The following is a 12,340-nucleotide window of genomic DNA, read 5'->3' as shown; positions in this document are numbered from 1 at the left end:
TTGACCCACGGCAGACAAGGATACGGTTGCTCAGGTTAGAAGATTAGACCAATGGTAGAGGCTTCAATGACTCGCTGTCTATATCCCACATTTTTCTTTACGAAAACGGGATGCCACCTGATGCGATCGCTCACAAAAATATGTATAAGGATAAAGTATTAACTGTTTTAATGCCGTAATAGGGACGCACCTACGTAGTCGGACTGGCGGTAAACTGCTAAATCCAGGTGAACTCTCTCCCGTTTTGGTAGAGATCTCCTGTTTCTAACCCGGTCAGTTCATGGGCAGCAATACCCGGTGCAGCTGAGGAAGAATTCAGGAATCCGAGAAATGCCACAGCCCCCCATTCCTCCTATTCCCCGTTCCCTGTTTCCTCCCCTCACCACACTACTTATTCAGTAACCCCTAAGCTAAAATCACGCATCATCTTCTTAATCTCTATGTTGTGCATTTCCTCCTGGCCAATTTGACCACGAGCAAATTCTTCGAGATAGATGGAAGCATCTTCCACGATATCCAGAAGGTCTTTATAGAGATCTAAGGCTTTTTTCTCATGATTAAGGCTTTCCTGTAAAATATCCTGCACAGAATGTTGGTAGGTTTCCTCGATGGGCGCAATCTTTTGGCTGGGATGACCTTCTAAGCCTGTGATAATTTCTCCCACCTGTTGAGCGTGGAGCAGAGACTCACTAGCCTGTGCCTTAAAAAAGTTGACAATCGGAATTCGGTTGGGACCAATGATCATCAAGGAGTAATGAGTGTAACGCACGACACCAGCCAACTCAAACTCCATGATGGTGTTGAGTACGTCAATGGTCTTTTTCAGGTCAAGTTCTTTCATCATGTTGAGGTTACGGTATGTAGATTCACTCAGATCTGTTTTAGTTTATCCTTAAAGGACTCTAACAAATCAGCTAATCTACAACAGTTGCTAGAGAACATTTCGCAACCTCGGTAAGGGGAGCTGAGGGAGCAATGTAGAGACGTAGCATGCTACGTCTGGGAGTTGGGGGAGCAAGATGCTCCCGTTACGGCGAACCGCTTATTGTTGGGCATTATTCAAGTTCGTCCCATCTAAGTTAGCTCCCGCCATATCTGTTCGGGTGATAGTGGCGTTGTTGAGATTGGCATTTCTTAAATCAGTGTTGCTCAGGTTCGCGCTTTCTAGGTTAGCACTGTCGAGGTTGGCTCCTGCCAAATTCGCTCCCGCTAAATCTGCCCCGTTGAGATTAACGCCATTTAGATTAGCATTTTCTAAGTTAGAATGACTTAGATTTGCCCCTTCGAGATTGGCTCCTGCCAAATTCGCATTGGCTAAATCGGCATTGGTACAATCGGCACCTTTGAGATTTTTGCCACTCAAATCAGCTCCGTTGAGGGTTAAGCCCGCACATTTGAAGTTACTGGGTGCGACAGTGGCATCACTGACTGTAGTGGGCGGGGATATCGCCTCTTGTGTCTGGGCTGGCTGACTGACGGCGGCATTGGTTACACTATTTCTCTGTAACAACCATCCAGCTACACCAAGGGCGATGAGTACCGGAAGTGCGATCGCGACCCCCATAACTAAAGGTTTACCACGTTTAGCTTTGCGGAGTTGAGCTTCAGCTTGGATGTTTTCTAGCTCAATCTGATGAATCGCCTCTTCCATAAACTCTGATGGAATTTGGGCTTCGGTTCCAGCATCGATTAGCTCTTGTACCGAATAGCTTTGGTTGTGCTGGGCATAGAGTTGAGCCGCTCGCGTCAAAACGTCTTGGGCTTGCTCTTCTGGAATTCGATGGTTTTGCAGTTTCATAGGAAAGTTCGTGTGAGTACAATGAGCAATTTCCAGATAAGGTGGCTGGTTCCGAGAAACGGAGAATAAATCGTCGTTAACGGTTTCCGCGTCTGGCGCAATTGAACGGCGATAAAATTTATAAGCAGACAACCTGAAGCTAGGTTGAATGCTTATTTAAATTTAGGCGGGAGTGGTTACTCTTACTATTGAGAATAGCTTGATGTTGAAAAATTTGAAGGGGTTGAGGCGTATTTTTGAGGAAAAATGGTAAAATTTTACTGTTTGCTTAAAAAGGAATCGGTTAGTTAAAGCGTTGATAAAGAAAATCGTGATTCGGGATTAGTCAAATTTAGCGGTTGGGATTAGGGTGGGTTTTGTTGCTTGTTAATCCCTCAACCCGCCTCTCCGTCGTCTTGGGCATGCGATCGCGTATCGGTTACACTTTGAATACCCATAATTACAGTGAGGGGGAGATGGGGTGAGGGGGAGATGGAGAGAAGTTTTTATTATTGGTGATTTGCCGGACATCATATCATCGGGGAAAAAGCCATGAATATCCGTATTGGTAACGGTTACGATATCCATAAACTGGGAAACGGACGCCCTTTAATTCTGGGGGGTGTAAACATTCCCCACGAACTCGGATTGCTAGGACATAGTGATGCAGATGTCCTCACCCATGCGATTATGGATGCGATGCTAGGTGCATTAAGTCTCGGCGATATCGGTCATTATTTTCCCCCCACCGACCCAAAATGGGCAGGAGCGGATAGTCTAGAGTTATTGAGTCAGGTGAATCAGTTAGTGCGATCGCAGGGTTGGCAGATCAGCAATATTGATTCCGTTATCGTCGCCGAACGCCCCAAGCTCAAGCCTCACATCAAAACCATGCGCGATCGTATCAGCACAACTCTAGCATTACAACCCGATCAAATTGGGATTAAAGCCACCACGAATGAAAAATTAGGACCCGTGGGACGAGAAGAAGGTATAGCGGCTTATGCTGTAGCGTTATTAGTTAAAGAGCATTAGTTCTTGGTTGGAAATTATAAACTCAATGTACCTCACCAGCATGGAAAACGCTGTATGAAGCCAGTTTGGGCTTTATTTGGTGTTGATTTTTGTTTAAGTCCCAGAGGGATACTGAAATGATCTTGGGCATTCAAGGATCGGCTTGGAACCTTCTGCATTGTCTTAAAGGCTCAATTTCAAGGGAAAGTGTTAGTCTATCCTCTAGGACTATCAAGTTGATTGTTTACCAATTCTGATGAGCGCCCTTTTACCATACTCTGAAGACATTAAAAAAGCCAGACTCAACACCCAGAGTTTAGGATTCCCCAGTCAAACCCTTTCGGTCACTCCGCGACGTTTCCCTGCCAAACCATTGGGGATCAAAGGACGGTTGACCACAGCGTTAACTGTAGGTATAGCAACGGTTTTGGCGTTCACGAGTCAAGCCGCGATCGCGCTGCAAGTGCGCGTAACCCCAGAAACTCCCCAGTTAGGGGATACGCTGTCGGTGATGATTGACACAGAAACCACGACTCAACCGCCAAGCGTGTCCATCGGGCAAAAAATCTATCCCGCCTTTCCTGTCACCGCCAATCGTTATCGCGCCTTACTCCCAACCACTCCTCTGGATAAATCCGGACGTTTAGAATTTCAAGTCATTGGGGATGGTGAGGTGAGGAACCTGGCTGTATTCCTGAAAAATCGCTCGTTTCCCACCCAGCGTATCAGACTATCGGGTAGTGCCAACCGATCCGCCACAGAACTGGAACTCAATCGGGTGGCTGAGTTTAAAACATTGGTGACGCCTCAAAAGTTCTGGAATGGACCCTTAGTCAGACCTAATGTAGGTCGAGTGTCTACGGTGTTTGGCGTGCGTCGTTATTATAACGGAGTATTCGCCCAGGATTATTATCATCGGGGCGTTGATTACGCGGCTGGAACAGGTTCACCTGTCGTCGCCCCCGCCGCCGGACGAGTGGCGTTAGTGGGACGAGAATCACAGGGGTTTAATGTTCATGGCAATACAGTCGGAATTGACCATGGTCAAGGGGTGTTGAGTATTATGCTGCACCTAAATCAAATCGACGTTCAAGAAGGAGATTTTGTCCAAGCCGGTCAAAGAATTGGTACAGTGGGTTCAACGGGAGCTTCTACGGGACCGCATTTGCACTGGGGACTGTATGTTCATGGCATTGCTGTAGATCCAGTACCCTGGAGGTTTGAAGGTATTGACTAACACAGGGTTTAAGTTTTTTTGAAGTTTTTCCCCATCTTATACACTTGTGGGGTTTGTTTGAGGTAAACTCTGGTAAGTCTCCCCTAATCTGAGCGACGAATGGGCAACACAATCCAACACCATGAGTATTGAAAAAATCGTAGAACAAGCTCTGCAAGATGGTTACTTAACCCCAGTCATGGAAACTGAGGTCGGACGTATCTGTGATACAGCATCAGAGCTTTCGATCGAAGAATATATGGCGTTGGATCGCCTGATGGGAGCGCTGTTGACGGGTGAAGTCGTCGCCGTTCCGCGCAAGCAGTTTATTAATGTGATGGAGGAGTTGGTACTCACCGAAGCGATCGCGCAAGTGGCTGAAATTGAAGCAACTAGCGATCAGGTGCTGGATGTGGGCGATATTGCCGCCTATGCTCTGAATCGACTTCCCCCTCTGTACGCTACCACAGAAGAAGGGGCAAAATACCAACGTCAACGAGCCAAAGAAGAACTGCAAGAGTTGATTACTCAGCAAGTGGATACGGCGATCATGCAAAATCAGCATCGACCCGATTTTGGCTCTGAACGCCAAGCTCTTCGTAGAGGTAGCGGTAAAGATCTGTTCCAGCAGGTGAGTTCCTTACTCCAAGATTACGCGCCCAACTTTGAACCCAAATCTGATCTCAAAAATCCCTAGAGGCGTTGGGAAGATGAGGAAGATGGGGAAGACAACCAATAACGTAGCTTACTTCTCGCTTTGTGAGTGTGACGAATGACAAATGACGAATGACAAATAACGAATCACTTCCTTACCAAGATAGGCGTTCCGACTTGAATCTGTTCATACAACGCCTGAATATCAGCATTTCGCATCCGTAAGCAGCCGTGAGAAATTGGCTTGCCAACTAGATCTTCATCATTAGTGCCATGAAAGCCAATCTGATGGTGTTCGTCAGACCAAAATCCGATCCAGCGATCGCCTAAGGGGTTATCGGGTCCAGTGGGGATTAAATCACCAGTAATCGGTTGTCGCCAGATGGGGTTGCGCTGCTTGCGGAGAACCTTGAAGCGACCTGTCGGCGTTTCCCAACCGGGTTGACCTACAGCAACTGGATAGCTAGCGAGTTCTTGCTCTCCCCAGTAACTATACACCTTGGCATCACTCAAATCCACAACTAATCGCACATCCAAAGCGACTATTGCCTGATTCAGATGGGGAGTCAGGGGTGATACTTGGGCGATCGCGTTTCGCTCAGAAGAACCTGGATGAGGTAGGATTAATCCGGCTAGGGGAACAGGGGCATCTAAACCCCATCCCCAATCAAGGGTCATTCGCTCTCTTATCCATTCACCGTACTTTCCCAGTGGCTGAGGTGAATCTAACTCGCTCTGATCCTCCAATCCAGGAAATGCCCTCTGAACCGATTGGGCAATTTCAGAGGGGGGTGGTATTGATTGACGTTGTTGCCACGCCACTGACAATAGTAATCCTGCTGCTCCAAAGCAAAGCAGCATCAAGCTAGTTTTTAGTGAGAAGGTTCCACCCATAATGACTTAGGAGGCTATCACAACCAGGCTAACTCTACCCTATCTCAACCAGGGAGTCTGAGTTCACAGTTGCTTTAAGGAGAAAACCCGATGCCCGCAAGGGCAAACGTCGGGTGTCTGGGAACTTTGCCGATGCCGTATTGGTTTATCGATAGAAATATGCATATTTTCACATTAAAGTCAATTGTTGAGTTATGATCTAACTCAATCTTCATCAAAACTTCATCAAGTTGATAAATTGGGAAATTCTTATAAATCTGACTGAGCCATTAATCTACCCGCTTTGACCCCCTTAAATTCCCTCTTTAATTTTTAAAGATTCTGTGAAGTTCTCGTCTTCTATCTAGACAACAAATGAAATCTATGCAAATATTTTAGGCACAGACAGAGTTATTCCGCAGCATTCCTAATAAAATATGACTTCATTGGTCTATCTACGTACTATCAGCATCTACCGAGAGGAATCATGACAAGTAAAAAGTGCCTCAAGCTCACTGTCAGCATTGCTTGTTCCGTTGGATTAGCCGGATTAATCGCACCTTCTGAAGCATTTGCTCAAAGCACGGTAACATCAAGTACCCCTGGCGATCAAGTAGACCCAGCTATTTATGATGTGTTTCTAGATACTGGCGACCCACTCAATGTCCCGGTAACGGTGACGGTTCCAGATACCCCCTCTAAGCTTGACCTCTTTTTGAATCTGGATCTTTCCGGTTCCTTCAACAATGACCTGCCTGTTTTGCGAAATAGTGTAGCCCCAGCTTTGATCAGTGAATTCTGTGCGTCATCAGATGCCCTGTGTGGCGTTAGCTCGTTTGTCGATAAGCCTGTAACTCCGTTCGGAGACCCCTTTTCAGATGACTTTGTTTACAACACCGACTTGGCACTAACTTCTGACACGGTGGCATTCCAGAATGCCGTGAATGGACTTTCTATCAGATTTGGAAACAATGCCCCTGAATCACAACTTGAATCGTTGCTACAAATCGCCGTTCGGGCTGACGATATAGGTTTCCGTGATGACGCGCTCAGTGTGGTTGTACTAACGACAGATAACACATTCAACCAGGCTGGCGATGGTGCAGAGGCTTCTGGCGATCCTGATCAGAATGGGATAGCTGGAATCCAAACACCTAACGATGGTGATGATGTACTAGATCTGGGACTCTCTCCTGATGGATTTGGATTCCTACCAGGACTCGGTGAAGACTACCCAAGCACTGAGCAAACAAGAGCTGCCTTAATGGACGCTGGCATCGTGCCAATTTTTGCAGTCACATCGGGCTTCATTCCTACTTATCAAGACTTAGTTGATGATTTCGGATTTGGTACAGTTGTCGAACTGATGTCTGACAGCTCAAATCTGGTAGATGCAATTTCTGCAGGTCTAGAAAATGTCATTAGTGATATCACCCTGTTTGCTATGGATGATGATTTCGGCTATGTGGACAGCATTGTCCCCACTGGCTTTACTGACGTTCCAGCAGGTGAATCAAGAACTTTCGACGTAACCTTGCTATCTGACGGAACTGGTAGCGATGATACTTTGAGCCTAGTCGCTCCGGGCTTCGGTGAAACAGTGGTTAACGTTGATGTGGCAGTAGATGTACCTGAACCGACTTCGATGCTGGGTCTTTTCGCAGTGGGTGCTTTAGGAGCTGGTTCTACACTAAAGCGTAAGCACAAGCAAAAAGCGTAGCAGCACACCTGCAAATTCAGTTTGATTACAGATGTGTCTTCCTAGGGAAGGCACATCGATTTTACTGAAATATCATTTAATGAGGTTCGATTTAGTGATCGCGCTCGTATTTTGACGCGAAACTGAAGCCCAAAATTTAATTTATGCTAACTTTTTAAAATGATGGGCTTTGGTAAGTTGTCAGTACTCTATAATTTTAAAACTAACCTCAAATTGGGCTTTCAGCTTTACGTCGAACTCAAGTTAATCAGTTGGGTGCTACTGCCACAGAAAACCTTAGCAAGGAAGGATGGCGTAATTGTTACCTAAGTTACGAAGTGCAACGAAAGTCTCCTCCTGGATTTTAAATATAACAGTAGTGGCAAGCATGGCAACGGCGGCTAGTCAGGCTGATGCTGCCTGTTCCAATAAATTGGTTTACCTCAAGACCTGCCTCTCCCATGAAACTTCAGTATCTCATTTACGACAGCGGTACGATCAGTGGCAACATTACCCATCTGATCCTGAAAATCCCCATGTTTTAATCCTTACCGATACCAGTAAGCTAGACCAAGACTCCTCTAATATTGAACCCCCAGCAGCAGATTCCCCAGAAGTTCTGCGCTTTCCGATCACAGAATTCCGCCTCCAAGGTAACACCTTGCTCTCAGATGTTGTATTGCAAGCTCAACTTCAAAACTATTTAGGTGATCATCAAACCCTTGCTGATTTAATTGCAGCACGAGAATCCCTAATTGAAGCTTATCGTCAGGCTGGTTATTCCCTGGTGAGCATTAGCCCGCCTCAACGCTTAACACTCGATGGTGTGTTCCTGATTGACATCACCGAAGTTAAGGTTTCTGATATTACGATTAGTGGCAATAGCCACTTCAGCGATGAGAGTATCCGCGCTGCTTTACCGGAACTGCGAGAAAACCAGACTCCTAACCTGAATGTCCTCTCTGGTCAGTTATTTCTGGCAAACGACAACCCCTCCCGCGAACTCATCCTGGATTTTCAACCTGTAGCACCAGGACAAACTAACATCGAAATCAACGTTGAAGACCAAAACCCCCAACGTTGGTCACTACGATTAGATAATACTGGCACCGAAGAGACAGGACAGACTCGCTTGAGCCTGATCACCCAAAATAGCAACGTTTGGAACAGAGGTCATCTTGCTGCCTTCAGTGTTAGCGTATCTCCAGAAAAGTTGGACAGAGTTATACAGTTAGGACTGTTTTATCAAGCCCCTATTCCCCGTTGGGGTGATGTAATTAATTTCAGCGCTAGTTACTCCGATGTGGATAGTGGTCGCATTGCTGATATCTTTGATGTATCGGGAGAGGGATTTGCCACAGGTATTCACTTGTTACACAATATCAGCCGCACGGCATTAGACCGCCAGGTGTTAGATATTGGCTTAGACTATCGCTTGTTTGAGAATACGGTGGCGGTGGACGTTGTTGGCATAGATTTAGGCGTGGATGTTGCTGCTTTGCCGATAAGCTTAGGCTACCAATATACCGCTCGTCGAGGTCAAAACGGTTTCTCCGCAGGCGTTCGCTATGTACGGAACATTCCAGGGTTGGTGGGTAGGAATGACGATGAAACGTATCGCGAAAGTCGTTTTGGTGCAGATGCAGATTGGGACTTATGGGAAGTTAACGGCACCTATCAGTACACCTTTGCCAACGGTTGGCTGCTAAACCTTCAGGGGGAAGGTCAATATGCAGGAGAACCCCTCATTTCTGGGGAACAGTTTGGGTTAGGCGGGTTACGTTCTATTCGAGGCTTGGAGGAACGCGAGATAGCTGGGGATAACGCCCTGCGAGCAAGTCTAGAAGTTTACACGCCAAGGCTGGGAAAGGGTCACCGCTTCTTGGCTTTTACTGACATTGGGCAATACTGGCGTGAAAATGCCTTGCCGGGAGAACCGGATCAAGACAGTATTTGGACTGTTGGGTTAGGCTGGCGTTGGGATGACCAAAACCGTTTCAGTAGTGCTGTGGATTTAGGTTATGTACTGGATGGAGCTGTGATTAGCGATTCCGGTAATCTCCGCGTACATTTCAGCCTAGTGTATTCGTTTTAGGAGTAAGAATTATGACAGGCTACGCCAAATTTAAACGTGTACTCATTGCTCTAATACTTGCTAACCTCTGCACTCCAGCTCATGGGAATCCTACCAACCCCACAGTTGTCAATGGCACTGCTACTTTCGCCAATCCTAGTCCTGAGATTCTGGAGATTACGAACTCGGCTGGAACAATTATCAACTGGCAGGAATTTTCCATCAATCTGGGTGAGATTACCCGTTTCCTCCAGCCAGATTCTAGCAGTGCTATTCTCAACCGTGTTATTGGTACTGACCCATCCCAGATTTTAGGGACATTACAGTCTAATGGGCGAGTATTTCTGATTAATCCTAACGGTATCGTTTTTGGCGCTGATGCCCTGGTAGACGTGCAGGGGTTAATTGCCTCTACTCTAGACCTATCTAACCAGGATTTCCTGGACGGAAACTATCGCTTTGGGCAAATTGGTGCTGGTACTCCGATTACGGTGGAAAATGGAGCGCAAATTACCACCGCAACGGCTGGGGATGGAGGTCAGGTGTGGCTAATGGCTAAGACTATCCAGCAGGCAGGTAATATTACGACACCGGGCGGTCAGACGGTTTTAGGAGCGGGTACAGAGGTCGTCTTAGCTGAATCGCCTCTGGGCAATATGATCTTCACTGTAACCACAGACGGCACAAACGATATCCAGAGCTTAGGAACCATTGCTGCCCAACGGGGAGTCGCTGGATTATTTGCTGATAATATCACCCATAGCGGTACGATTAACGCTCAGAGTGCAGTTGGGACTCAAGGACTGGTAACCATCAATGCTGAGAATAACCTCACTATCCAGGATGGCGGTGTCATTAACGCTAATAGCAGCGATGGTAGCAATGCCAGCCGTATTAACCTGAATGCAGGTAACCAGTTAGAGGTGCAGCGTCTTGCTGAAATTTCAGCAGATGGTCATCCCAGTGGTGGAAATGGAGGGGACATAACCCTGACAGCTTGGGATTTGCAGATCTCGCCCGTAGCCAATGGTTACAGTAATTTACACGCTAGCGATCGCGATGGTAACGGTTCAGGAGTTAGCGGTACAGTTACGCTCAACCAAACAGGTGATTCCACATTACAACCCCAAGGAGAATTAACCATCACTGATGCGGTGGAAGTCCAAGAATTTGCCAGTATCACGACTCTAGCTGATGGCGGTTTTGTTGTCGTGTGGGACAGTAATCAGAATCCGCCAATTAGTAACTTTGACGTTTACGGGCAACGCTACGACGCCAATGGTAATCCAGTAGGGGCAGAATTTATGATCAGCAGTGCGACCAATCAGCAGTTGCGTCCTACCGTCACAGCTTTAGTAGATGGCAGCTTTGTGGTAACGTGGCAGAGTAATGAGAATGCTTTCCAAAATGATATATATGGGCGACTCTTCCGAGCAGACGGGACTAACTCGGAGTTGGTCGTCAGTAATGCGACTGGTAATCAGTTAAATCCCACCGTCACAGCATTAGCCGATGGCGGTTTTGTCGTGGTTTGGGAGGATCTGCAAACTGCCAGTAGAAATATTGACGGACGGCGCTATGGGGCAGATGGCATCGCAAGTCCAGAGTTTATTATCAGCAATACGGCAACTCAACAACAGTTTCCTGATGTTACGGCTTTAGCAGACGGCGGTTTTGTCGTAACCTGGGAAAATCGTGAGACTGGCGACCTGAGTAACATTAAGGCACGGCGCTATGGGGCAGATGACACCGCAGGTGAAGCGTTTGTGATCAGCGAGGCAATGGATTCTCAGCGCCATCCTACGATCACGGGTTTAGCGGATGGCGGTTTTGTCGCCACCTGGCTGAGGGATCAGGGTGGTAATCGTAGTCTTTACGGACGGCGTTATCAGGCAGATGGAACGTCAAGCTCAGAGTTTGCGATCGCTGATACACTAATTGGTGGCGTAATCAATTCCACGGATGTTACGGCTCTAGCAGACGGTGGCTTTGTGGCAGCGTGGCAGAGTGCTGGCAACGATAGTGATATTTTCGGACGGCGCTACAGGGCAGATGGAACGGCAGGCTCAGAGTTTGCCATCACCAGTGCAACGGATTTTCAGCTCAACCCGACGATCACAGGTCGATCCGACGGTGGGTTTGTCGGGGCTTGGCAAAGTGGCTTACCGCAGACTGGCAGCGCTGAGGACATCTTCGGTAGTATCTTTGCTCAAGTTCCGGCTCCTTTGACTTCACCAGACAATCGGGTTACTGGTGAAGTCGGTTCAGTAGCTAGTTTTAACACCCGTCCTGGTTTAAGTAATGGTGTATTAAATCCTCCGCCAGATGATGGTGGTATGATGCCTCCTGCCGATGATGGTGGTATGATGCCTCCTGCCGATGATGGTGGTATGATGCCTCCCCCAGATGATAGTGGTATGATGCCTCCTGCCGATGATGGTGGTATGATGCCTCCTGCCGATGATGGTGGTATGATGACTCCCCCAGATGATGGTGGTATGATGACTCCCCCAGATGATGACGGTTTTGTTTCTACTCCCCAGGAGGACAGTAACAGTAATGCAACCACTACCCAGATGTTCTTCCGCCAATCCCCGGAAATTGACCAAGAACTCACTCTGGCTAGTGGTGTATGTCAAAATCTCATCCAGGAACCGAAACGAGGACCATTGCCAGAGGATGGAGTTTATGAGCGCGTTTTGACGACAACCGCAACTGAATTAGACTGCCGAAGACAGTGGGACGATCAGATGCACCCGGAAGCCTTGGGTAAGGGATGGAACAATCTGAATCAACTGCCAGCAGAAGAGCAAGCCTACGCCCAAATGGTAGGTGAGGAGGAATATACCCTAACCCAACAAATGTCTTGGAGAGCCAGACAAGCCTACTGGAGTGAACGCGCTCACAAGCAAGCGTCCTTAAATCCAAAGGAGTTTGCCAGTTATATCAACCAGATACGCAGTCTATCTGAAACCGAGCGCGTGCAGTATTATGAAGAACTGGCTAGGTAAACCTTTTTTCTGATATCTTGCA

General features: G+C 47.3%; 9 protein-coding genes. 6 read left to right on the top strand and 3 right to left on the bottom strand.

Translation table 11 applies throughout. The features are described from left to right. Window positions 1–391 precede the first annotated feature (391 nt). Both RIC07_RS07530 and RIC07_RS07525 read right to left on the bottom strand, forming a co-directional pair. Window positions 392–841 carry a ferritin-like domain-containing protein gene (locus RIC07_RS07530; RefSeq protein WP_446346311.1) on the bottom strand — a complete coding sequence of 150 codons (450 nt, stop codon included), beginning with the start codon at window positions 839–841 and terminating at the stop codon, window positions 392–394. 201 nt (window positions 842–1,042) lie between these two features. Further along, window positions 1,043–1,930, bottom strand: a complete 888-nt coding sequence (locus RIC07_RS07525; protein WP_446393980.1) for a pentapeptide repeat-containing protein — start codon at window positions 1,928–1,930, stop codon at window positions 1,043–1,045. A 399-nt stretch (window positions 1,931–2,329) separates the two neighbouring features. Between RIC07_RS07525 and ispF the strand changes: the two genes are divergently transcribed. The 3 genes from ispF (at window position 2,330) to RIC07_RS07510 (ending at window position 4,704) form a co-directional block, all read left to right on the top strand. Then, window positions 2,330–2,812, top strand: a complete 483-nt coding sequence (gene ispF, locus RIC07_RS07520; protein ID WP_446352374.1) for a 2-C-methyl-D-erythritol 2,4-cyclodiphosphate synthase — start codon at window positions 2,330–2,332, stop codon at window positions 2,810–2,812. A gap of 235 nt (window positions 2,813–3,047) precedes the next feature. Then, window positions 3,048–4,028 carry a M23 family metallopeptidase gene (locus tag RIC07_RS07515; RefSeq protein ID WP_446393979.1) on the top strand — a complete coding sequence of 327 codons (981 nt, stop codon included), beginning with the start codon at window positions 3,048–3,050 and terminating at the stop codon, window positions 4,026–4,028. Window positions 4,029–4,149: 121 nt separating this feature from the next. Beyond that, a complete protein-coding gene (locus RIC07_RS07510; protein WP_446393978.1) occupies window positions 4,150–4,704 on the top strand; it encodes a late competence development ComFB family protein in 555 nt (184 codons plus the stop codon). 104 nt (window positions 4,705–4,808) lie between these two features. Here the strand turns inward: RIC07_RS07510 and RIC07_RS07505 are convergent, their stop codons facing one another. Then, entirely contained in the window at window positions 4,809–5,555 is a 747-nt protein-coding gene (locus RIC07_RS07505; RefSeq protein ID WP_446393977.1) for a L,D-transpeptidase, read from the bottom strand. Window positions 5,556–6,021: 466 nt separating this feature from the next. On the opposite strand from RIC07_RS07505, the gene RIC07_RS07500 reads away from it, so the two are divergent. The 3 genes from RIC07_RS07500 to RIC07_RS07490 all read left to right on the top strand — a co-directional run bounded on the left by RIC07_RS07500 (window position 6,022) and on the right by RIC07_RS07490 (window position 12,318). Continuing rightward, complete coding sequence (locus tag RIC07_RS07500; RefSeq protein WP_446393976.1) at window positions 6,022–7,254, top strand: PEP-CTERM sorting domain-containing protein; 1,233 nt, start codon at window positions 6,022–6,024, stop codon at window positions 7,252–7,254. Between the two features lie 298 nt (window positions 7,255–7,552). Then, window positions 7,553–9,328, top strand: coding sequence for a ShlB/FhaC/HecB family hemolysin secretion/activation protein (locus RIC07_RS07495; protein ID WP_446393975.1), 1,776 nt, complete (start codon window positions 7,553–7,555; stop codon window positions 9,326–9,328). Window positions 9,329–9,339: 11 nt separating this feature from the next. After that, window positions 9,340–12,318, top strand: a complete 2,979-nt coding sequence (locus RIC07_RS07490) for a two-partner secretion domain-containing protein (protein WP_446393974.1) — start codon at window positions 9,340–9,342, stop codon at window positions 12,316–12,318. Window positions 12,319–12,340: the final 22 nt, after the last annotated feature.

The organism is Coleofasciculus sp. E1-EBD-02, assembly GCF_040218245.1.
In the GTDB taxonomy this organism is placed as follows: Bacteria; Cyanobacteriota; Cyanobacteriia; order Cyanobacteriales; family Coleofasciculaceae; genus Coleofasciculus.
Note: the sequence above shows the minus strand (reverse complement) of the source record. Positions and strands in the feature narration are given on the sequence as shown.